The 20791-nt window shown below is 74.7% G+C and carries 21 protein-coding genes; 8 read left to right on the top strand and 13 right to left on the bottom strand.

From position 1 onward, the window contains the following. The first annotated feature begins 92 nt into the window (after nt 1-92). The 4 genes from aceA (at nt 93) to NHH00_RS06250 (ending at nt 6383) form a co-directional block, all read left to right on the top strand. Nucleotides 93-1499 carry an isocitrate lyase gene (gene aceA / locus NHH00_RS06265; RefSeq protein WP_308202270.1) on the top strand — a complete coding sequence of 469 codons (1407 nt, stop codon included), beginning with the start codon at nt 93-95 and terminating at the stop codon, nt 1497-1499. A 135-nt stretch (nt 1500-1634) separates the two neighbouring features. Next, on the top strand, nt 1635-3404 hold the full coding sequence (gene aceB / locus NHH00_RS06260; protein WP_253051005.1) for a malate synthase A: 1770 nt from the start codon (nt 1635-1637) through the stop codon (nt 3402-3404). A 205-nt stretch (nt 3405-3609) separates the two neighbouring features. Then, nucleotides 3610-4515 carry a hypothetical protein gene (locus NHH00_RS06255; protein WP_253051004.1) on the top strand — a complete coding sequence of 302 codons (906 nt, stop codon included), beginning with the start codon at nt 3610-3612 and terminating at the stop codon, nt 4513-4515. A 92-nt stretch (nt 4516-4607) separates the two neighbouring features. Then, on the top strand, nt 4608-6383 hold the full coding sequence (locus NHH00_RS06250) for a SulP family inorganic anion transporter (RefSeq protein WP_253051003.1): 1776 nt from the start codon (nt 4608-4610) through the stop codon (nt 6381-6383). 46 nt (nt 6384-6429) lie between these two features. On the opposite strand, the gene NHH00_RS06245 is transcribed toward NHH00_RS06250, so the two are convergent. Further along, nucleotides 6430-6870: a winged helix-turn-helix transcriptional regulator gene (locus NHH00_RS06245; protein ID WP_253051002.1), complete on the bottom strand. Its 441-nt coding sequence runs from the start codon at nt 6868-6870 to the stop codon at nt 6430-6432. Nucleotides 6871-7025: 155 nt separating this feature from the next. Here NHH00_RS06245 and NHH00_RS06240 point away from each other — a divergent pair, with 155 nt between their 5' ends. Beyond that, complete coding sequence (locus NHH00_RS06240; RefSeq protein ID WP_253051000.1) at nt 7026-7391, top strand: DoxX family protein; 366 nt, start codon at nt 7026-7028, stop codon at nt 7389-7391. A 78-nt stretch (nt 7392-7469) separates the two neighbouring features. Here NHH00_RS06240 and NHH00_RS06235 read toward each other — a convergent pair whose 3' ends face one another. The 7 genes from NHH00_RS06235 to NHH00_RS06205 form a co-directional block, all read right to left on the bottom strand. Next, nucleotides 7470-8330, bottom strand: coding sequence for a phosphotransferase (locus tag NHH00_RS06235; RefSeq protein WP_253050998.1), 861 nt, complete (start codon nt 8328-8330; stop codon nt 7470-7472). 56 nt (nt 8331-8386) lie between these two features. Then, nucleotides 8387-9175, bottom strand: a complete 789-nt coding sequence (locus tag NHH00_RS06230) for a YidC/Oxa1 family membrane protein insertase (RefSeq protein ID WP_253050997.1) — start codon at nt 9173-9175, stop codon at nt 8387-8389. Between the two features lie 122 nt (nt 9176-9297). After that, a complete protein-coding gene (locus NHH00_RS06225; RefSeq protein ID WP_253050995.1) occupies nt 9298-9582 on the bottom strand; it encodes a DUF6412 domain-containing protein in 285 nt (94 codons plus the stop codon). Between the two features lie 40 nt (nt 9583-9622). Then, complete coding sequence (locus NHH00_RS06220; RefSeq protein ID WP_253050993.1) at nt 9623-10072, bottom strand: DUF779 domain-containing protein; 450 nt, start codon at nt 10070-10072, stop codon at nt 9623-9625. Nucleotides 10073-10189: 117 nt separating this feature from the next. Then, nucleotides 10190-11713, bottom strand: coding sequence for an aldehyde dehydrogenase (adh, locus tag NHH00_RS06215; protein WP_253050992.1), 1524 nt, complete (start codon nt 11711-11713; stop codon nt 10190-10192). Between the two features lie 150 nt (nt 11714-11863). Then, nucleotides 11864-13174, bottom strand: coding sequence for a GAF domain-containing protein (locus NHH00_RS06210; protein WP_253050990.1), 1311 nt, complete (start codon nt 13172-13174; stop codon nt 11864-11866). Between the two features lie 60 nt (nt 13175-13234). Then, nucleotides 13235-14185 carry a LysR family transcriptional regulator gene (locus NHH00_RS06205; protein WP_253050989.1) on the bottom strand — a complete coding sequence of 317 codons (951 nt, stop codon included), beginning with the start codon at nt 14183-14185 and terminating at the stop codon, nt 13235-13237. A 103-nt stretch (nt 14186-14288) separates the two neighbouring features. On the opposite strand from NHH00_RS06205, the gene NHH00_RS06200 reads away from it, so the two are divergent. Beyond that, the gene (locus NHH00_RS06200) at nt 14289-15683 is read left to right on the top strand and encodes an aspartate aminotransferase family protein (RefSeq protein WP_253050988.1); all 1395 of its coding nucleotides are present in this window, start codon (nt 14289-14291) and stop codon (nt 15681-15683) included. Between the two features lie 12 nt (nt 15684-15695). Here the strand turns inward: NHH00_RS06200 and NHH00_RS06195 are convergent, their stop codons facing one another. Next, nucleotides 15696-16223 carry an SAM-dependent methyltransferase gene (locus NHH00_RS06195; protein WP_253050987.1) on the bottom strand — a complete coding sequence of 176 codons (528 nt, stop codon included), beginning with the start codon at nt 16221-16223 and terminating at the stop codon, nt 15696-15698. A gap of 157 nt (nt 16224-16380) precedes the next feature. Here NHH00_RS06195 and NHH00_RS06190 point away from each other — a divergent pair, with 157 nt between their 5' ends. Together NHH00_RS06190 and NHH00_RS06185 are read left to right on the top strand one after the other, a co-directional pair. After that, nucleotides 16381-17292: a sulfurtransferase gene (locus NHH00_RS06190; protein ID WP_087471482.1), complete on the top strand. Its 912-nt coding sequence runs from the start codon at nt 16381-16383 to the stop codon at nt 17290-17292. A gap of 169 nt (nt 17293-17461) precedes the next feature. Next, nucleotides 17462-17920 (top strand): SufE family protein, encoded by a 459-nt coding sequence (locus tag NHH00_RS06185; protein WP_253050986.1) that lies wholly within the window; start codon nt 17462-17464, stop codon nt 17918-17920. Between the two features lie 25 nt (nt 17921-17945). Here NHH00_RS06185 and NHH00_RS06180 read toward each other — a convergent pair whose 3' ends face one another. The 4 genes from NHH00_RS06180 to NHH00_RS06165 form a co-directional block, all read right to left on the bottom strand. After that, nucleotides 17946-18932, bottom strand: coding sequence for a bile acid:sodium symporter family protein (locus NHH00_RS06180; RefSeq protein ID WP_253050985.1), 987 nt, complete (start codon nt 18930-18932; stop codon nt 17946-17948). Between the two features lie 21 nt (nt 18933-18953). Next, nucleotides 18954-19724 (bottom strand): SDR family NAD(P)-dependent oxidoreductase, encoded by a 771-nt coding sequence (locus NHH00_RS06175; protein WP_253050984.1) that lies wholly within the window; start codon nt 19722-19724, stop codon nt 18954-18956. A 25-nt stretch (nt 19725-19749) separates the two neighbouring features. Further along, the gene (locus NHH00_RS06170; RefSeq protein ID WP_253050983.1) at nt 19750-20202 is read right to left on the bottom strand and encodes a TFIIB-type zinc ribbon-containing protein; all 453 of its coding nucleotides are present in this window, start codon (nt 20200-20202) and stop codon (nt 19750-19752) included. 141 nt (nt 20203-20343) lie between these two features. Beyond that, on the bottom strand, nt 20344-20715 hold the full coding sequence (locus NHH00_RS06165; RefSeq protein ID WP_253050982.1) for a hypothetical protein: 372 nt from the start codon (nt 20713-20715) through the stop codon (nt 20344-20346). Nucleotides 20716-20791: the final 76 nt, after the last annotated feature.

Raw genomic sequence — 20791 nt, 5'->3', positions numbered from 1 at the left:
GGAGGAAGGTCGAAGCACGGACCTCGCCGAGGTCCACCGACCGGCCCGTCCGGTCCGCGCAGCGCGGACCGGCGCACCACCAGGAGGCACCCGTGAACAGGCCCACCATCGTCAGCCGCCGCTCCCCGTCCGAGTACGCGGGCGGCGCCCGTCCGCTCGGCGCCGTCGCGACGACGGCGGACGTCGCGGGCCGCACCCCGGACCGCTCCGGCTCCCGGCCCGGCGACCAGACCCAGACCGCGGCCGAGATCGCCGAGCAGTGGGCGACCGACCCCCGCTGGGCCGGCCTCCAGCGCGACTACACCGCGGAGGACGTGGTCGCGCTCCGCGGCTCGGTGCGCGAGGAGCACACGCTGGCCCGTCGCGGCGCCGAGAAGCTGTGGGACCTCGTCCACACCGAGGAGTGGGTCGCCGCGCTCGGCGCGTTCACCGGCAACCAGGCCGTGCAGCAGGTGCGCGCGGGCCTCCAGGCCATCTACCTGTCCGGGTGGCAGGTCGCGGCCGACGCCAACCTGTCCGGCCAGACGTACCCCGACCAGTCGCTCTACCCCGCCAACTCCGTGCCCGCCGTCGTGCGCCGCATCAACAACGCGCTCCTGCGCGCGGACCAGATCGAGACGGCGGAGTCCGGTGCGCCGAGCCGCGACTGGCTCGCCCCGGTCGTGGCCGACGCCGAGGCCGGGTTCGGCGGCCCGCTCAACGCGTACGAGCTCATGCACTCGATGATCGCCGCGGGCGCCGCGGGCGTGCACTGGGAGGACCAGCTCGCGTCGGAGAAGAAGTGCGGCCACCTCGGCGGCAAGGTGCTGGTCCCCACGAGCCAGCACATCCGCACGCTCAACGCCGCGCGCCTCGCGGCCGACGTCGCGGGCGTGCCGTCGGTCATCATCGCCCGCACCGACTCGCTCGCCGCGGACCTGCTCACGTCCGACGTCGACGAGCGCGACCGCCCGTTCCTCACGGGCGAGCGCACGTCCGAGGGCTTCTACCGGGTGCGCCCGGGGCTCGACGCGGTCGTCGCGCGGGGCCTCGCGTACGCGCCGTACTCCGACCTCATCTGGGTCGAGACGGGCGAGCCCGACCTCGAGCTCGCGCGCACGTTCGCCGAGACGATCCACGCGCAGCACCCGGACAAGAAGCTCGCCTACAACTGCTCGCCGTCGTTCAACTGGAAGAAGCACCTCGACGACGCGCAGATCGCGAGCTTCCAGAAGGAGCTCGCCGCCATGGGCTACGCGTTCCAGTTCATCACGCTGGCCGGCTTCCACGCCGTCTCGCACTCCATGTTCGAGCTCGCGCGCGGCTACAACGAGCGCGCGATGTCCGCCTACGTAGAGCTGCAGGAGGCCGAGTTCGCCTCCGAGGCCGACGGCTACACCGCCACCCGCCACCAGCGGGAGGTCGGCACCGGCTACTTCGACCGGGTCGCCACGGCTCTCAACCCCGACGCCGCCACCCTCGCGCTCGCCGGGTCCACCGAGACCGCCCAGTTCCACTAACCCTTTCTCGCGAGGTAGAGGCCCGGTCCCGCGAGGTAGAGGCCTGGTCATGCCCAGGCCTCTACCTCGCGGGACCAGGGCTCTACCTCGGCCTACCAGAGCTCTACCTCGCGACATCGACCTTCGGAGCACGCCATGAGCACCCTCACCACGACCACCTCTCCCCCGGCCTCCGGTCCGTCCGGGACCGGGCCCGACGGCGGCCCGCACGCCGAGCGCCCGGGCGCGCCGACGCCGTCGGGGGCCTTCCGCGTCACCGGCACGCTGCGCGTCACCGGGACGCTGGGCGAGCGCTACCGCGAGATCCTCACGCCCGAGGCGCTCGACTTCCTCACGCTGCTGCACGACCGGTTCGTGGCCCGCCGCCACGAGCTCCTCATGGACCGCCAGCAGCGCCGTCAGGACGTCGCGGACGGGATCGACCCCGACTTCCGCGCCGCGACGCGGCCCGTGCGCGACGACCCGTCGTGGCGCGTCGCGGGCTCGGACGGCGCGCCGGGGCTCGAGGACCGACGCGTCGAGATCACCGGCCCGACCGACCCCAAGATGACGATCAACGCGCTCAACTCGGGCGCGAAGGTGTGGCTCGCCGACGCCGAGGACGCCTCCAGCCCCACGTGGCGCAACGTCGTCGAGGGCCAGCTCGCGCTGCACGACGCGATCCGCGGGACGCTGACGCACACGACCGGCGCGGGCGACCACCGCAAGGAGTACCGCCTGCGCTCGACGACGCTCACCGACCTCCCGACGATCGTGTTCCGCCCGCGCGGGTGGCACCTCATCGAGAAGCACATGCGGTACGTCGACCGGGCCGGGGTCAGCGTGTCGGCGTCGGCGTCGCTCGTGGACTTCGGGCTCTACGCGTTCCACAACGCCCGCGAGCTCGTCGAGCGCGGTCGCGGACCGTACTTCTACCTGCCCAAGCTCGAGGGCTACCGCGAGGCGCGGCTGTGGAACGACGTGTTCGTGCTCGCCCAGGAGTACCTGGGGCTGCCGCAGGGCACGATCCGCGCCACGGTGCTCATCGAGACCCTGCCCGCGGCGTTCGAGATGGAGGAGATCCTCCACGAGCTGCGCGAGCACTGCGCGGGGCTCAACGCCGGGCGGTGGGACTACCTGTTCTCCGTCATCAAGGCGTTCCGCACGCGCGGCGACTCGTACGTGCTGCCCGACCGCGCGCAGGTCACCATGACCGCCCCGTTCATGCGGGCGTACACCGAGCTGCTCGTCGCGACGTGCCACAAGCGCGGCGCGCACGCGATCGGCGGCATGAGCGCGTTCATCCCCGACCGACGCCGGCCCGACGTCACCGAGCGCGCGTTCGAGCAGGTGCGCGCCGACAAGCGCCGCGAGGCGACGGACGGGTTCGACGGCACGTGGGTCGCGCACCCCGACCTCATCGAGGTCGCGCGTGCCGAGTTCGACGCCGTGCTGGGCGACCGGCCGCACCAGGTGTCCCGCCTGCGGGACGACGTCGAGGTGGGTCAGCACGAGCTGCTCGACATCGGCTCGGCACGACGCGCCGGGGCGACGGTGACCGCCGCGGGCCTGCGGTCCAACGTGTCGGTCGGGGTGCGCTACCTCGAGTCGTGGCTGCGGGGCGTCGGCGCCGCCGCGATCGACCACCTCATGGAGGACGCCGCGACGGCCGAGATCTCGCGGTCGCAGGTGTGGCAGTGGATCGCGTCGGGCACGCGCACGGAGAACGGCGTGCCGATCACGCGCGACCGCGTCGAGGCGCTCCTCGCCGAGATCGTCGACGACCTGCCGCGCACCCCGGGCAACCGCATCGACGACGCGGCGAACGTCTTCCGCGCCGTCGCGCTGGCCGAGGACTTCCCGACGTTCCTCACCATCGGTGCGTACTCGCAGTTCCTGGTGGGCTCGGACCCCGACCAGCCGTAACTCGGGCTCCGCCGAACACGACCTTGGTGTCGTTATCCGCGCGATAACGACACCAAGGTCGTTCTCGGGGGCGAGCGGCGGCGTGGTCGGCCGTGGGGCCCCCGGGTCACGTGGTGGCGCGGGGAGGTCGCGGTGTGGGAGCATCCGGCCACGCGCGGCGACACACCCGTCGTCCGGGCGCTCGCCCGCACGAGCCCGGAGCACCATGAGCAACCCCTTCGCGCCGCCGAACCAGTCGACGTCGGGCCCGTCCGGTCCACCCCCGCCGGCGCCCGGGACGCCGCTGCCACCGGTCCCGGTGCCCGGGTCCGCGAGCGCCCCGCCCGCCCCCGGACCCTCTCCTCTCGCGCACACTCCTCCCCTGCAACCCCCTCCCGGGCACGGTCCCGTACCCGGCTACGGCCCCGTCCCGTCGGGCGCCCCGGGCACGGGCCCGACGTACCCCGTCGCCGGGCTCCCCGCCCCGCCCCCCGCGGCCGCGCGCCGCGGGCTGTCGCGCACCGCCGTCGGGCTGATCGTCGGCGCGGCGTGCCTCGCCGTGGGCGGAGGGGTCGGCTTCGCGGCCGGTGTGGCGAGCGACGCGGGCGGGCAGATCGCCGCGTGGTACACCGCGCCGACCGACGAGTGGTCGGACGAGGACTGGTCGGACGAGGACTGGCCCGAGGGCGAGTGGGAGGGCTCCGGCACGCCCGACGACCCGTGGTTCTTCGACGGCTACACCATCGGCGGGGAGGAGTGGGAGGTCCTGCTCGACCCACCGTACGAGGCGACCGCCGAGGTCCTCGCGCACAGCGACGTCAACGCCGCGCCGCCGGAGGGCACGGAGTACTGGATCGTGCCGGTCACCGCGACCTACTTCGGCCCGAGCTCCCAGGTCACCGCGTCGGGCGCGGTCGACCTCGGCTTCGTCGGCGACGACGGCGTCGTCGCCGACGGCCAGTGCGGCGCGGTGCCCGACCCGCTCGTCGGCACGGGCATCATCGGCACCGACGACACCGTGTCGGGCAACGTCTGCCTCGCGGTCCCGGCGGGCGCCGCCGGGCTGTGGACGCTCTCGCTCGAGGGCTACGAGCCCTGGTACCTCACGGCGGACGACCCGCTCGCGAGCTGACCGCCACCGGGGCGCGGGCGCCGCGGCGTTGCTGTGGTCGCCCTGCCTCTGCCGTGCCAGAGTCTCCCCATGGCGCACCCGTGGGAGACCCGATGAGCCCGCGGCCGGTGCGGGCCGTCCGCGCCTGGTGGGACGGCGTCCGGCCCGCCCCGGGGACGTTCTGGCGCTCGGCCGGGGCCGGCGTGCCGGGCGCCGTCGGCGGCGTCCCCGACGGCATGGCGACCGCGACGCTCGTCGGCGTCAACCCGATCCACGGCCTGTACGCGACGGCGATCGGCCGCATCGCGGGCGGTCTCACCGTCGACTCGCGGCTCATGATCGTCACGACGACGAGCGCCGCCGCCCTCGCCGCCGGCTCGGCGCTCGCGGGGGTCGCCGGCGAGGACCGGCTCGCGGCGCTCATCCTCCTCACGACGCTCGCCGGGGCGGTCATGATCGTCGCGGGGCTCGTGGGCCTCGGTCGTCTCACCGGCTTCGTGTCGCACTCCGTGATGACGGGGTTCCTCACCGGCGTCTCCGTCAACATCCTGCTCGGCCAGCTCGACGACCTCACCGGGGCCGACCCGACCGCGTCGCTCGCCGTCGGCCAGGCGTACCAGGTGCTCCGGTCTCCCGGGACGTGGGACCTGCCGACGCTCGTCGTGGGTCTGGGGTCGGTCGTCCTGCTCCTCGCCCTCGGCCGGACGCGGGTCGCCCCGTACGCCGCGGTCGTGGCGCTGGTGGTCTCCGCCGTCGCGGTGTGGGCCCTCGGGGCGACGTCCGTCCAGCTCGTCGGGGACGCGGGCGAGATCCCTGCCGGCCTGCCGTCCCTCGCGCTGCCCGACCTGGGGCTCGTGTCGGTCGACGTCGCCGTGGGGGCGCTCGCGGTGGCGGCGATCGTGCTCGTCCAGGGCGCGGGGGTCGCGGAGTCCGTCCCGAACCCCGGCGGGCGTCGCGCCGACCCGAACCGCAACTTCGTCGGTCAGGGCGTCGCCAACCTCGCGGTGGGGTTCTTCCGCGGGATCCCGGTCGGCGGCTCGGTCGGCCAGACGGCGATCAGCACCGCCGCGGGGGCGCGCGACCGCTGGGCGGGGATCATGTCGGGCGTCTGGGTGCTCGTCGTCCTCGTCGCGCTGTCCGGGCCGGTCGGGGCCGTCCCGTCGGCGACGCTCGCGGCGCTGCTCGCCGTCGCGTCGGTCGGGTCGATCCGGCTCTCGGCCATGGCCACCGCGTGGCGCACGGGCAGCCAGTCCCAGGTCGCGATGGCGACGACGTTCCTCGCCACGCTCCTCCTGCCGGTCGCGGCCGCGGTGGGGATCGGCGCCGCGCTCTCGATCCTCCTCCAGGCGAACCGGGAGTCGCAGGACCTGCGGATCGTCCGCCTCGTCCCCCTCGAGGACGGGCGCTACCGCGAGGAGCCCGCGCCGCGGCGGCTCGACGACGCGACGGTCACGGTGCTCGACGTCTACGGCAGCCTGTTCTACGCCGGTGCCCGCTCGCTCGAGGCCGCGCTCCCGGAGCCCGCGCACGCCCACGACGCCGTCGTCGTGCTGCGCCTGCGCGGCCGGGCGAGCCTCGGCGCGACCGCGTTCACCGTGCTCGCGCACTACGCCGACCGGCTCGGCGAGCGCGGCGGGCGGCTGTACGTGAGCGGCGTGGACCCGGACCTGGCGGAGAAGTTCGAGCACGTCATCGACGTGCGCCTGCACGAGCGGATCGCGGTGTACCCGGCTCGACCCGTGCTCGGCGAGTCGACCGCGGACGCGATGGCGCACGCCGAGGCGTGGCTCGTGCGCGGCGTCGAGACGGCGCAGATCCCAGTGGTGCGGACGGACGGTCCCGTGAAGCGCCTGTGGTCGCGCGTGCGGTCGATGCTGCACCGCGGGTGACCGCGGCGTCGACGACCGGAGGGCGTCCGACGACGGACCGCTCGCGTCAGCCCGCCGCGGCACCCCGCGCGTCGAACCGGTCGCGGTGGTCGCGGATGGTGGTCGTGTTCTCCAGCGCCCACTCGACGAGCGCGAGCACAGGCGGCAGGAGGGTCGCGCCGAGGTCGGTCAGCGCGTAGTCGACGCGCGGTGGCACGACGGCGTGCACCGTGCGACTCACGAGCCCGTCCCGCTCGAGCTGTCGCAGGTTGAGCGTGAGCATGCGCTGCGAGATCCCGTCGATGCCGTGCAGGAGCTCGGTGAACCGCTGCGGCCCGCCCGACAGCATGCCCAGGATGAGGACGCTCCACTTGTCCCCGACCCGGTCGAGCACCGAACGCACCTCGCTCGTGGCCTCGGCCGCCGCGCACCCGCCGTCCGCCGGGATGCCGTGCCGCTCCGCGAGCTCGCGCACCACGGGCACGTGGGTGCTCGGCGTCGTGGTCATGGGGGGTCTCCGTCTCCAGGGCGTGCGGCTCCGTGTGCCTCTCGCACACGGGTGTGCCTTTTGTAGCGCCACCCATGGTTACCCATCATGTGCCCAGGCACAAAGAGTGACCGGCCGCCCTGGGCCGTCGCCGCCTCCCCTCGAAGGACTCGCGCATGAACGTCGCCCTGTGGATCGCCTCCGGTCTCCTCGCCCTCGCCTTCCTCGGCGCCGGCCTCATGAAGGCCCTGCGCCCGATCCCCGTGCTCCAGGAGCAGATGCGGTGGGTGACGCCGGAGCGCACCGCGGGCGTGCGTGCGATCGGCTGGCTCGAGGTCGCGGGCGCCGTCGGCGTGATCCTGCCCTGGGCGCTCGGCGTCGCGCCGGTCCTCACGCCGGTCGCGGCGGTCGGGCTCGCGCTCACGCAGGTCGGCGCGATCCCGCTGCACGTGCGCCTCGGCGAGGCCAAGGCCGTGCCGGCGAACGTCGTGCTGCTCGCCCTGTCGGTGTTCGTCGCCGTGGGACGGTTCGCCGCGCTCTGAGCCCCGTGCCGCCCATGGGCGGCGCCTGCTCCACGCGGGACTCGCGCACGAGCGTGCCCCGCCGCGCGAGGGGCACGCTCAGCCCAGCGCGTGCACGAAGTCGACCCGCTGGGCCGCGAACCACGCCTCGTCCTCGCGGATGGCGTCCCCGACGCCGTCGTCCCACATGCGCTGCCAGCCGCCGCCCCGCGTCTGCGCCGCGTGCCGCATCGCGTACCAGCTCCGCGCGAAACGCTGCGCCAGCACGTCGAGCAGCGCGAGCCGCTCCGACCGGTCCAGCCCGTACGCCTCGGTGAGGATGCGCGCGCGCCGCGGCGCGTCGAGGCCCCGCAGGGCCTCCGGCCGCCTCTCGGGCGCGCTCACCGGCGCCCAGTAGCGCAGGGTCGTCGCCACGTCGAGCAGGCGCGTGGTCGGCGCGGCGAGGTCGAAGTCGACCACGCCGACGAGCCGGCGCGGACCCTGCGGGTCCTCGCCCGCCGGGACGAACAGCGCGTTCTCGACCGTCAGGTCGTTGTGCCCGACGACGTCCGGCACGTCGAACACGTCCGGCACCTCCGGGAACTGCACCCGCTCGGGCCACGCGACGCCGTCGGGCAGGACGACGTCGCGCGACACCGCGTGCAGGTCGCGCTGCCACTCCCCGAGCTGGACGAGCACGTCCTCGTCGGCCGCCCACGCGTGCGGCGGCCGACCGCCCATCTCGCCCGGCAGGAACGTCACGACCTCCCGACCGTCGTCGTCGACACCGAGGAACCGCGGCGCGCGCTCGAAGCCCGCGCGCTCCAGGTGCAGCAGGTACGCCTCGACGGCAGGGCTGTGCGGGCCGCGCGGACGGCGGACCGTGTCGCCGCGCCGGACGATCCCGTCCGACACGTCACCGCCCAGCAGCGGGACCTCGACGTCGTCCGCGTCGTCGCGGTACGGGAGCATATCGGTCATACCCGACACCCTCGCACGCGCGGCGGGCCCGTGACCAGGCCCGCCGCGCCGTCGCTCTAGGCGACCGCCTCGAACGGGTACCGCCGACGCAGGACGAGCCGCTGCACGAGCGTCCACGTCACCGTCACGAGCAGGTACACCCCCGCGGCGAGCGGGACGAAGCACGCGATCACCGCGGTCATGAACTGCAGAGCGCCGAGCGCGTTCTGCAGGGCGGGTCCCGCCGGGGCGCCAGGGGTTCCCGACGCGCCGGGGCCGGTCGGCGTCCGGGGCACGGCGAGGCGCCCGCCGGGCAGGCTGGCCCGACGCGTCAGCTCCCCGACGAGCGCGATCAGGAGCACGACCGCGCCGGCGACAGCGAGGGTCGGGAGGGCCGCCGCACCCGCACCGAGCGAGCCGACGAGGCTCGAACCGAGGGGTGCGCCCCACAGCGTGTGGCCCAGCAGCGCGTTGCCGTGCCCGGCGATCTGCGCATGGAGGAACAGCGCGTAGACCACGCCGACCACCGGTGCCTGGGCGAGCATCGGCAGGCAGCCGGCGAACGGCGTCGTGCCCTCCGCGGCGTAGAGGTCGAGCGTCGCGCGCTGCAGCTTCTGCGGGTCGTGGCGGTGGCGGCGCTGGAGCTCCGCGAGCCGGGGCGCGAGTCGTGCACGGTCACGCTCCGCCTTCGCCTGCGACACGCCCACGGGGACGAGCACGGCGCGGACGGCGAGCGTCAGGAGCACGACGGCCCCGGCGGCGGCCGCTCCTCCGGCGACGGGTTCCAGCAGGTGGGACAGGCCCATCAGGGCACGGTAGGCCGCGTCGAGCACGGTGGAGACGAGCGGGAGGTCGAGCAGGTTCATGGTGGTGTCCTCGGTCGAACGTGCGGGGTACGCGTTCGCCGATCACCCTGCGCCGGCAGGCAGGAGCACGCCCGCGGCGTCGTGCGCGCGGGGTACGGGTGCGGGAGGCCTCGGCCGGGTGATCAGCCGAGGAGACGGCCGGGCGCCCGTGGCCGGGCGCGGCCGGGTGCGTCCGGGTCGCTCTGGGTGACGACCGGCCCGACGTCGACCGTGTCGCGGAGCCGGCCCGCCGGGCGCGCTGCCACGCCGAGCGCGAGCGGGGCGCCCCAGCGTGCGGTCACCACGGCCACGGCCGCGACGAGGGCGGTGGCACCGAGGAGGAAGAGCGTGGCCGTGAGGGTCGACGTGCCGAGCAGGAGCGCGAGCGCCGACGCGACGTCGCGCGCGACGACGAGAAGGTCGTTCATCGCGCCCCTCCTCTCCGGTCCTGGGCGGCCGTGGCCCAGCCTAGGACACGTGGAGCGCCGACCACTCGTCGTCGGTGAGGAGACGCGACCGGATGATGAACCGCACGCCCTCCGGCGCCTCCACGCTGAACCCCGCGCCGCGGCCGGGCACGACGTCGATCGTCAGGTGGGTGTGCTTCCAGTACTCGAACTGCGCACGGCTCATCCACACGGGCACCGTGAACGCGCACGCGCCGCCGGGCTCGCCCGGTCCGCCGTCGTCCGGGACGACGGCGAGGTCGCCGAGGTGCACGTCGGCGTCGCCGAGCAGGAAGTCGCCCTGCGGGTAGCACATGGGCGACGACCCGTCGCAGCACCCGCCGGACTGGTGGAACATGAGCTCGCCGTGGACCGGCCGCAGCCGCGCGAGCAGCGCCGCGGCGTCGTCGGTGAGCGCGACTCGCCCCGCAGGTGAGCGGTCCGAGTGAGGCGAGGGGACGTCGTCGGGCACGAGGACCTCCTGGGCACGGGACGAGAACGAGAATGCGCGCCGCCGAGAACGGGGTTGCTGTCTTTCCGGACATCAGAGCGACAGCAACCCCGTGTTCGGCGGGGTAGGGAGCGAGGGCTAGAAGAAGCCGAGCTTCTGGGCCGAGTAGGAGACCAGGAGGTTCTTCGTCTGCTGGTAGTGGTCGAGCATCATCTTGTGGTTCTCGCGCCCGACGCCGGAGCCCTTGTACCCGCCGAACGCGGCGGCCGCCGGGTACGCGTGGTAGCAGTTGGTCCACACGCGCCCGGCCTCGATGGTGCGGCCCGCGCGGTAGGCCGTGTTGCCCGACCGCGACCAGACGCCGGCCCCGAGCCCGTACAGGGTGTCGTTGGCGATCGTCATGGCGTCGTCGAAGTCGGAGAAGTCGGTCACGGCGACGACGGGCCCGAAGATCTCCTCCTGGAAGATCCGCATCGAGTTCTTGCCCTCGAAGATCGTGGGCGCCACGTAGTACCCGCCCGCGAGGTCGCCGCCCAGCTCGGCGCGCGTCCCGCCCGTGAGGACCTTCGCGCCCTCCGCCTTGCCGATCTCGATGTACGACAGGATCTTCTCGAGCTGGTCGTTCGACGCCTGCGCGCCGATCATCGTCTCGGTGTCGAGCGGGTTGCCCTGCTTCACCGCCTGCGTGCGCTCGATCGCGTCACCGAGGAACGTGTCGTAGATCGACGACTGGATGAGGGCGCGCGACGGGCACGTGCACACCTCGCCCTGGTTGAGGGCGAACATCGTGAACCCCTCGAGGGCCTTGTCGTAGAAGTCGTCCCGCGCGTCGGCGACGTCGGAGAAGAAGATGTTCGGCGACTTGCCGCCGAGCTCGAGCGTGACCGGGATGATGTTCTGGCTCGCGTACTGCATGATCAGGCGGCCGGTCGTCGTCTCGCCCGTGAACGCGATCTTGCGGATGCGCGGGCTGGACGCGAGCGGCTTGCCGGCCTCGACGCCGAACCCGTTGACGACGTTCACCACCCCGGGCGGCAGCAGGTCCCCGACGATGTCCATGAGGAAGAGGATCGACGCGGGCGTCTGCTCGGCGGGCTTGAGCACGACGCAGTTGCCCGCCGCGAGCGCCGGGGCGAGCTTCCACACGGCCATGAGGATCGGGAAGTTCCACGGGATGATCTGGCCGACGACGCCGAGCGGCTCGTGGAAGTGGTACGCGATGGTGTCCTCGTCGATCTCGGAGATCGACCCCTCCTGCGCGCGGATCGCGCCGGCGAAGTAGCGGAAGTGGTCGATCGCGAGCGGGATGTCGGCGGCGAGCGTCTCGCGGACGGGCTTGCCGTTCTCCCACGTCTCGGCGACGGCGATCCGCTCGAGGTTCTCCTCCATGCGGTCGGCGATCTTGTTGAGGATGTTGGCGCGCTCGGTCGCGCTCGTGCGGCCCCACGACCGGGCGGCGCCGTGCGCGGCGTCGAGCGCGCGCTCGACGTCGTCGGAGTTCCCGCGGGCGACCTCGGTGAAGGTCCGGCCCGTCACGGGGCTCGGGTTCTCGAAGTACTGCCCGCCGGCCGGCGCGACGTACTCGCCGCCGATCCAGTGGTCGTACCGGGCCTTGTACTCGGCGATCGCCCCGTCCGTGCCGGGGGCTGCGTAGACCGTCATCGTCTGCCTCCTCGCAGTGCTGGCTCGCCGCGCCCCCAGGGAGGCCGGGCGGGAGATGCCCGACGGCGGTGCGCGGCACGGCGCCTCGTCGCGCCGTGGCACGACGCTAGGCGCCGGAGGGTTGCACGACCGTTGCAGCGCTGCGGGCGGTCAGCCCAGGTCGTCGTCGAGGAGGTCGAGGTGGGCGCGCGCGCGGACCCAGCGCGGGCTCCCGGGGTCGGCGAGGCCCTGGAGGAGGGTCCACGCCGTGTGGTCCTCGGCGCCGTCGTCGGTGCGGGTCCAGGCGTCGAGGACGTCGGCGTCGCGCGCGGAGACGGCGGCCGTGCGGAGCTCGGCCGCGAGCTCGGCACGCAGCCGCTCGACGGCGGGCGCGCCGGAGCGCGGGAGGAGCGGCGCGCGATAGGCGGCGATCGCTCCCCGGACGTCGCCGACGGCGAGCAGGTCGCGCACGTCGTCCGCGTCCGTGCGCAGCGGGCGCGCGAGGCGGTACGGGCGGGACCCGGCGAGGAGCGGGCCGGCGACGCGGCGCAGGCGCGAGACCTCGGCGCGCACCGTGACGTCGGAGAGGTGGCCCGGGTGCAGGAGCACGGCGAGCTCGTCCGCGGACAGGCCGCGCGGGTGCACCGCGAGCAGCGCGAGGATCTCGGCGTGCCGCAGGGAGAGGCGGTGCCCGAGGCCGTCCGGGGCGCGGAGGACGGGCGACGACCCGAGCACGAGCAGCTCGGGCGCGCCGTCGTGCGGTGGCGCGGGGACGGCCCCGGTGCCGTCGGTCGTCGGCGCCGCCGCGCGCTGGGCCAGCTCACGCTCGAGGCTCAGCACCGTGGCGCGCACGAGCGAGAGCACGACGCCCGAGGCGGCCGACTGCCGGCCCGTGACGTCGAGGACGCCGAGGACGCGGCCGGTCCCGGGCTCGTGGATGGGGACCGCCGTGCAGCTGAACGCCTGGACGGGGCGCGAGAAGTGCTCGGCGCCGAGGACCTGCACGGCGCGGCGTGCGGCGAGCGCGGTGCCGGGCGCGTTCGTCCCGACGCGCTCCTCGCGCCACACCGACCCCTCGACGAACCCGACGCGCTCGACGGCGTCCCGCAGGGAGCGGCTGCCCTCGACCCACAGGAGCCGGCCCGCGTCGTCGGACACCGCGACGGCCAGGCCGTCGTCGGCCGCGGCGTCGACGACGAGCTCGCGCACCACCGGCATGACGGACGCCAGCGGGTGGGCGTCGCGGTAGGCGACGAGGTCGTCGTGGGCGAGCCCGGAGCCGGTGCGCGGACCCTCGGGGTCGACGCCGCTGTGCACGGACCGGCGCCACGAGTCGGCCACCACGGGGTGGATGCCGGGCGGGAGCACGCCGTCGACGAGGAAGGAACGGTAGGCGGCACGGACCGAGCGGGCGTCGCGGCGCGCGCCGGGGCGGCGCGGGTGCGCGTCCGAGCGCAGCGGCGGTGCGAGAGTGCGCGGCACGGGACCTCCCACGTCGTCGTGCGGTGCTGGGGCCCAGTGTAGGGCGCGCCCGTCGGCCCGCTACCGCGCGACCGCGGGCGCCCCGCCGCCCGCGGTCGCGGCGGCCGCGACGCGGCGCAGCCCGGCGAGGACGACGCTCGTCGCCGCGGTGGGCGGGGCACCCCGGCGCACGGCGGCGTAGACCGGTCGCGTCCGGGGCACCCGCAGCGGGCGCGCGACGACGTCGTAGCGCGGGTCGACGGCGAGGCCCGGCAGCAGCGCGACGGACAGGCCCGCCTCGACGTGGGCGAGCAGCAGCTCGTAGCTGGGGAGCCGTGCGACGACGCGCGGCTCGAAACCGGCGTCGCGGCAGGCGCTCTCGACGAGGGTCGAGAGGTACCGGCCGGGCAGGTCCGCGGCCCAGCGCGCGTCGGCGAGGTCGGCGAGGTCGACCGGGCCCTCCCCCACCACCGTCCCCGCCGGGGCGTCCGCCGACGCGTCGGTCGGCGTGACGAGGACGACCGGGTCCTCGTGCAGCGGGACGGTCGCGACGTCGGGACCCGCGAGCCGCGCGCCGTCGAGCAGGTCGGCGGTCACCGCGACGTCGACGTCCGCGCGGCGCAGGGCCGGACCGCTCTCGCGCGGGTCGAGCTCGACGACCTCGACCTGGACCCGGGGGTGCTCGGCGGCCAGCCGTCGCGCGAGCGGGATCACGAGGGCGCGCACGGCGCTCGAGAACGCCGCGACCCGGACGACCCCGGCGGGCTGCCCGTCGGGGTGGGCGAGCTCCGCCTCCGCGAGCGCCATCTGGTCGAGGATCACGCGTGCGTGCCGGGCGAGGGTGCGGCCGGCGGGCGTGAGGCGCACGCGCCGCCCGGTCCGCTCGACGAGGCGCGCCCCGGTCTCCGCCTCGAGCGCCGCGAGCTGCGCGGAGACCGCGGACGGGCTGAGGTGCAGGGACGCGCCGACCGCGCGCACGGTCCCGAGACTCTCGAGCCGGGCGAGGATCTGCAGCCGGGCGGCGTTGAGCACGCGGTCCTCCGTCCCGGTCGGCTCCCGTTGTGCGTCTTCTCCGCACAGACTGTACGAGAACTCGTGCTGTACGTGCACAGGGCGACGTCCCTACGCTCGGGACATGGCTGCCGTCCCGTCCCCCGCCGTCACCTCGTCGACCCCCTCGGTCCCGTCCCTGACCCCGTCCGCGGCGCTCGACGCCGCGACGTTCTGGGCTGACGCCGACCGGCACCTCGTGCGGTACGGAGGGCCCTTCACGCCGGAGATCGTGGAGAGCGCGTCGGGCAGCTTCGTCACGACGGCCGACGGCCGCCGGGTCCTCGACTTCACGTCGGGCCAGATGAGCGCGATCCTCGGGCACAGCCACCCGGCGATCGTCGAGACGGTGCGGAACCAGGTCGGGACGCTCGACCACCTCTTCTCCGGGATGCTCTCGCGCCCGGTCGTCGACCTCGCCCGCCGGCTGGCGGCCACGCTGCCCGACCCGCTCGAGAAGGTCCTGCTCCTCACGACCGGCGCCGAGTCCAACGAGGCGGCGATCCGCATGGCGAAGCTCGTCACGGGCCGGCACGAGGTCGTCTCGCTCGCCGGGTCGTGGCACGGCATGACGCACGCCGCCGCCGCGGCGACGTACAGCGCGGGGCGCCGCGGGTACGGCCCGACGGCGCCCGGCAACCTCGTCATCCCCGTGCCCAACGCGTACCGCCCCGACCACGTCACCCCCGACGGCGGCCACGACTGGCGCCGCCAGCTCGACCTCGCGTTCGACCTCGTGGACGTGCAGTCCACGGGCAGCCTCGCGGCGTGCATCGTCGAGCCGATCCTCAGCTCGGGCGGGATCGTCGAGCTGCCGGCGGGCTACCTGGCGGCGCTGCGCGACAAGTGCCACGAGCGCGGGATGCTGCTCGTCCTCGACGAGGCGCAGACCGCGCTGTGCCGGACCGGCTCCTGGTACGCGTTCGAGGGCCGCGACGGCGAGGAGCCGGTGGTGCCGGACATCCTCACGGTCTCGAAGACGCTCGGCGCGGGTCTGCCGCTCGCGGCCGTCGTCACGAGCGCCGAGATCGAGGAGCGCGCGCACGAGCGCGGCTTCCTGTTCTTCACGACGCACGTCTCCGACCCCCTGGTCGCGGCGGTCGGGAACACCGTCCTCGACGTGCTCGAGGCGGAGCAGATGGACGCCCGCGTGCGCGTGCTCGGCGACCGCCTGCGCGCCGGGCTGCTCGACCTCCAGGAGCGCCACGCCACGGTCGGCGACGTGCGCGGGCGGGGCCTGCTCCAGGGCATCGAGCTCGTGCTCGACCGCGAGACGAAGGAGGGCGCCGACGCGCTCGGCGCCCTCGTCACCCGGCGGGCGCTGGACCTCGGGCTCCACATGAACGTCGTGCAGCTCCGGGGCATGGGCGGCGTGTTCCGCATCGCGCCGCCGCTCACGGTGAGCGAGGAGGAGCTCGACCTCGGGCTCGACCTCCTCGACCGCGCGCTCGGCGAGGCGGAGCGCGAGCTGCTCGGCTGAGCCGCTCCCGGGTCACCACCCGGCGCGCGAGCGTCGGGCCCCGACGGCCACCACGCCCTCGCGCACGACGACCGGCGCGCCCAGCCCGGGGACGGCGAGCGACGCGCAGACGCCGTCGAGGACACGGCCGTCGTCTCCACCCGGCGTCTCGTAGACCAGCCAGAGCGCGCCGCCCGGGACGAGCAGGGCCGCGAGCGCGCTCGCCTCCGTGCATGCCGCGCGGGTCCAGAAGACGTTGACGTTCACCGCGAGGACGACGTCGAACGGGCCACCGACGGTGTCGGCGAGGTCAGGGTCCGTGACGTCCCCCTGCCGCACGACGAGCCGGCCGCGGTCGACCGCGGCGCGGTTGCGGGCGGTCGTGCGAGCGACGGCCGTCGCGGACCGGTCGACCGCGACGTAGCGCACACCGGGGTGGCGCGCGAGGACCAGCTCGGCGGCCGCGCCGGGCCCCGGCCCGATCTCGAGCACGACCTCGTCGCCGCGCAGGTCGAGCAGCGCGACGGCACGCTGGACCCGGTCCGGGACGACGCCGACCACGGGTCCAGTCTGACGGGGTGCGAGCCCGTCGGCAGCCTGCGTTTACACCGTCTCAGCATGCGCGACGGGCCTTCCGTGATGCGGACAGCCGACCTAGCCTGACGATCGGACGGACCACCACCTCGGACACCCCAGCTCCCGCCGCACGGAGGACACCATGCCCGCACCGCTCGACACCACCGAGAAGATCACCCAGTACGCCCACCCCGACCGCCTCGTGAGCACGGACTGGCTCGCCGAGCACCTCGGTCAGCCGGGCATCGTCGTCGTCGAGTCCGACGAGGACGTGCTGCTGTACGAGACGGGCCACATCCCGGGCGCGGTGAAGATCGACTGGCACACGGACCTCAACGACCCCGACACGCGCGACTACATCGACGGCAAGGGCTTCGCGCAGCTCCTCGGCGACAAGGGCATCGGCCGCGACACGACGATCGTCGTCTACGGCGACAAGAACAACTGGTGGGCCGCGTACGCCGCGTGGGTCTTCACGCTGTTCGGCCACGAGGACGTGCGCCTGCTCGACGGCGGCCGCGGCAAGTGGATCGCGGAGGGCCGCGAGGTCACGACCGACGTCCCCGCGCCGGAGGCCGTCGAGTACCCCGTCGTCGAGCGCGACGACGTGACGATCCGCGCGTTCAAGGAGGACGTCCTCGCGCACATCGGCAACGGTCCGCTCGTCGACATCCGCTCTCCGCAGGAGTACACGGGCGAGCGCCTGCACATCCCCGACTACCCGGAGGAGGGCGTGCTGCGCGGCGGGCACATCCCGACGGCGCGCAACGTCCCGTGGGCGACGGCGGTCGCGGAGGACGGCACGTACAAGTCGCGCGAGCAGCTCGAGGCGATCTACCAGGAGGGCGGCCTCGGCCTCGCGACGGACGACGAGGTCGTCACGTACTGCCGCATCGGCGAGCGCTCGAGCCACACGTGGTTCGCGCTGACCTACCTGCTCGGGTTCGACAAGGTGCGCAACTACGACGGCTCGTGGACCGAGTGGGGCAACGCCGTGCGCGTCCCGATCGTCAAGGGCGAGGAGGCCGGCGAGGCTCCCGCGTCGCTCAACTGACGCACCGCTCGCACCTCACGCCCGGCGTGCCCGACGGCGCGCGGCCGGCCCCTCGTGGGCCCGCCGCGCGCCGACGGCGTCTGCCGCCGGGCATACGGCGAGCGCGTCGGGCGTTCCGCACGGTGGGACCAGGTCCCGGCCGCCCGCCCCCGATGCAAGGATCGACACCATGAGCTCCTCGTCCGACGCCTCGTCCCTGCCCGCGGCCCTCGCGGAGATCCGCGCTGACTTCCTCGCGCTGCCGGAGCGCGAGCGCCTCCAGCTCCTGCTCGAGTTCGCGAACGAGCTGCCCGACCTCCCGGAGCGCTACGCGAGCGCGCCCGGTCTGCTCGAGCGCATCGAGGAGTGCCAGTCGCCCGTGCGCGCGTTCGCGGAGGTCGACGACGACGGCGTCGTGCACTTCTTCGCGACCGCGCCCGCCGAGGCGCCGACGACGCGCGGGTTCGCGTCGATCCTCGCGCAGGGGCTGTCGGGCCTGACGGTGCAGGAGGTGCTCGACGTGCCGGACGACTTCCCCATGTCGATCGGCCTCACGCGGGCCGTGAGCCCGCTGCGCATCGGCGGCATGAACGGCATGCTCACGCGCGCCAAGCGCCAGGTGCGCGAGCAGGTCGCCGCGCGCCCCTGATCCGGGGTCCCGCCGGCACCGGCGGTCAGTCGCGGAGCGCGAGGCGCCGCGCGAGGACGGCGCAGACGACGAGCTGGAGCTGGTGGAACACGATCACCGGGACGGCGACGACGCCGGCCACGGCGACCGGGAACAGCACGCTCGCCATCGGCAGGCCCGTGGCGAGCGACTTCTTGGACCCGCACATGAGGAGCGCGACCCGGTCCTCGGTCGAGAGCCGCAGGGCCGCCCCACCCCACCAGGTGAGCGCGAGCATCGCGGCGAGGACGAGCGCGCTCACGACGAGCAGCGCGACGATCGACCAGCCGGACACGCTCGACCACACGCCCGCCGAGGACGCGGCGGCGACGGCGCCGAACACGACGACGAGGATCGTGCCGCGGTCGACGCCGAGCGTGAGCCAGCGCCGCGCGCGGACCCAGTCCCCGACCCACGGTTGCAGGAGCTGCCCGACGACGAACGGCAGCAGGAGCTGGAGCAGCACCGTGCGCAGGCCGCCGAGCCCGCCCGTGGGACCGTCGGCGCCCCCGGCCGCGCCGCCGGGACCGCTCATGAGCCAGAGCACGAGCAGCGGCGTGACGATCATCCCGGCGACGTTCGAGACGGTCGCCCCGCAGATCGCCCCGGCGACGTTGCCGCGCGCGACCGACGTGAACGCGACGGACGACTGCACGGTCGAGGGCAGCAGGGACAGGTAGAGCACGCCCGCGGCGAGCGGCGCCCCGACGAGCGGCTCGATCGCCCACGCCGTGACGAGCCCGAGCACCGGGAAGACGACGTACGTCGCCGCGAGGATCCCGCCCTGGAGGCGCCAGTTCCGCAGTCCCGCCCACACCTCGCGCGTGGACAGGCGCATGCCGTAGACGAGGAAGAGGACCGTGACCGCGACGTCCGCGACGACGTCGACCACGCGCTGCGCGCCCGGCCCCACCGGCACGACGAGCCCGAGCACGAGCACGACGAGCAGCGTGACGACGAACGGGTCGACCCACCTGCTCAGGACTGCACGCACGGGGACCGAGCCTAGCCCGGGTCAGAACAGGGTGTAGCCGCCGTCGACCGTCACGACCGCGCCGGTCATGAAGCTCGAGGCCGCGCTCGCGAGGAACACGACGGGCGGGCCGATCTCCTCGGGCTCGGCCCAGCGCCGCATGGCGGCGGGCGCGACGCAGTCGTCGTAGTACTCGGGCTGGTCGACGGGCGACGCCTCGGTGCGCACGTACCCGGGCGCGACGGCGTTGACGCGGATGCCGTGCGGCGCCCACTCGGCGGCGAGGCCCTTGGTGAGCTGGTGCACCGCCGCCTTGGACGCGAGGTAGGCGGGCTGCCAGCGCGGCCGGTTGACGATCGACGCCGACATCGAGCCGACGTTGACGATCGTCCCCGGACGCCCGTCGGCGACCAGGGCGCGGGCCACCGCGCGCGAGCAGTACCAGACGCCGTCGAGGTTCGTCGCGAGCGTGCGGTGCCACACGTCGTCGTCGATCTCGAGCGCCGCCCCGCCGATCGAGATCCCCGCGTTGTTGACGAGCACGTCGACCGTCCCGAGGTCCGCGGCCGCGCGCCTGACGACGTCGTCGACCTGCGCGCGGTCCGTCACGTCGAGCGCGTACCCGCGCGCGTCGATCCCGTCCGCCCGCAGCGCGGCGGCCGCGTCCTGCGCGGCCCGCGTCGTGGTCGCGGTGAGCGCGACCCGCGCCCCGGCCTCGCCGAGCGCGTGGGCGACGGCACGCCCGATCCCCCGGCTCCCGCCGGTGAGCAGGGCCGTGCGGCCGACGAGCGAGAACGAGTCGAGGACGGTCACGCGGGACAGTCGACCACGGGCCGCGTCAGAAGTCGAAGAGGTCCTCGAGCCACGACTCCTTCTTCTTCCGCTTGCGGTAGCGAGGGTCGTAGCCGTCGCGCCCGTCGTAGCGCCGGTCGCGGTCGTCGCGGTAGCGGTCGTCGCGGTAGCGGTCGTCGCCGTACTGGTCGTTCCGGTAGCGGTCGCGGTCGTCATACCGGCGGTCGTCGCGGCGCTCGCCGTAGCCGGGCGTGCCGTAGTCCGCGGCGGGCGCCGGCGGGTACGACGTCGGGGCGGGGGCGGCCGGGGACCCGACCGGGGCCGCCGCAGCGGCCGGACCCGCGGCCTCGGCGGCGATCTCGCTCTCCAGCGAGCGGTCGATGATCTTGTCGAGCTCCCCGCGGTCGAGCCACACGCCGCGGCACGTCGGGCAGTAGTCGATCTCCACGCCCTTGCGCTCCGTCATGACGAGCACGGTCTGGTCGGTGGGGCACAGCATGAGGTCCTCCGCTCGGGTGGGCGTCGTCCGTCCGACTCGCGGCACGGGTGCTGGCAGTCCAACGCGCCACCTACTCGGAGGGTTCCCGCGGCCGGGGTGCGCGCGCGGACCGCCCGGGCTGCCGGGCGGCGGCGCCGCGCCTCAGCCCTCGTCCGCCGCGAGCTGCTCGCGCAGCTCCTCGACGAGGTGCCGCTCGTCGTCGAGGGCCGCGAGCGCGTCCGCGAGCAGGGGCAGCGCCTCGGCGCCCGCGAGGAACCGGGCCGCACCGGCGTCGTCGTGCAGCCGCAGCGCGAGCTCGGCGCGCAGGACGAGCGCGCGGAACCGGAGGGGCTCCGAGACGGTGCGGGCACGGACGCCCTCGGCGTCGAACGCGCGGTCGAGCACCCGGGCGGCCCCGGCGGCGTCCCCCGCGCCCCGCAGGATCCGCGCGTGCTCGACGGCTCGGGCCAGGTCGGGAGCGGGATCGACGCGCCGCCGAGGCAGGTTCGGCGCGAACGACTCGCGTCCCGACACGTCCACCTCCCGAGCTGCCCCCACGACCTCTCGACCACCCTAACCCCGGCCCGCGCGCACTGCCCGAGATGCCCCG

It is taken from the genome of Cellulosimicrobium cellulans (assembly GCF_024124905.1).
GTDB classification, from domain to species: domain Bacteria; phylum Actinomycetota; class Actinomycetes; order Actinomycetales; family Cellulomonadaceae; genus Cellulosimicrobium; species Cellulosimicrobium cellulans_G.
The sequence above is the reverse complement of the archived record's forward strand: the minus strand, read 5'-3'. Positions and strand labels throughout refer to the sequence as shown.

Excerpts from the sequence above, each read along its gene's own strand:
- aceB (WP_253051005.1), top strand. The coding sequence starts at position 1,635 with ATGAGCACCCTCACCACGACCACCTCTCCCCCGGCCTCCGGTCCGTCC.
- NHH00_RS06200 (WP_253050988.1), top strand. The coding sequence starts at position 14,289 with ATGGCTGCCGTCCCGTCCCCCGCCGTCACCTCGTCGACCCCCTCGGTC.
- NHH00_RS06250 (WP_253051003.1), top strand. The coding sequence starts at position 4,608 with ATGAGCCCGCGGCCGGTGCGGGCCGTCCGCGCCTGGTGGGACGGCGTC.
- adh (WP_253050992.1), bottom strand. The coding sequence starts at position 11,713 with ATGACGGTCTACGCAGCCCCCGGCACGGACGGGGCGATCGCCGAGTAC.
- NHH00_RS06170 (WP_253050983.1), bottom strand. The coding sequence starts at position 20,202 with ATGCTGTGCCCCACCGACCAGACCGTGCTCGTCATGACGGAGCGCAAG.
- NHH00_RS06235 (WP_253050998.1), bottom strand. The coding sequence starts at position 8,330 with ATGACCGATATGCTCCCGTACCGCGACGACGCGGACGACGTCGAGGTC.
- NHH00_RS06255 (WP_253051004.1), top strand. The coding sequence starts at position 3,610 with ATGAGCAACCCCTTCGCGCCGCCGAACCAGTCGACGTCGGGCCCGTCC.
- NHH00_RS06185 (WP_253050986.1), top strand. The coding sequence starts at position 17,462 with ATGAGCTCCTCGTCCGACGCCTCGTCCCTGCCCGCGGCCCTCGCGGAG.
- NHH00_RS06240 (WP_253051000.1), top strand. The coding sequence starts at position 7,026 with ATGAACGTCGCCCTGTGGATCGCCTCCGGTCTCCTCGCCCTCGCCTTC.
- NHH00_RS06190 (WP_087471482.1), top strand. The coding sequence starts at position 16,381 with ATGCCCGCACCGCTCGACACCACCGAGAAGATCACCCAGTACGCCCAC.
- NHH00_RS06245 (WP_253051002.1), bottom strand. The coding sequence starts at position 6,870 with ATGACCACGACGCCGAGCACCCACGTGCCCGTGGTGCGCGAGCTCGCG.
- NHH00_RS06225 (WP_253050995.1), bottom strand. The coding sequence starts at position 9,582 with ATGAACGACCTTCTCGTCGTCGCGCGCGACGTCGCGTCGGCGCTCGCG.
- NHH00_RS06230 (WP_253050997.1), bottom strand. The coding sequence starts at position 9,175 with ATGAACCTGCTCGACCTCCCGCTCGTCTCCACCGTGCTCGACGCGGCC.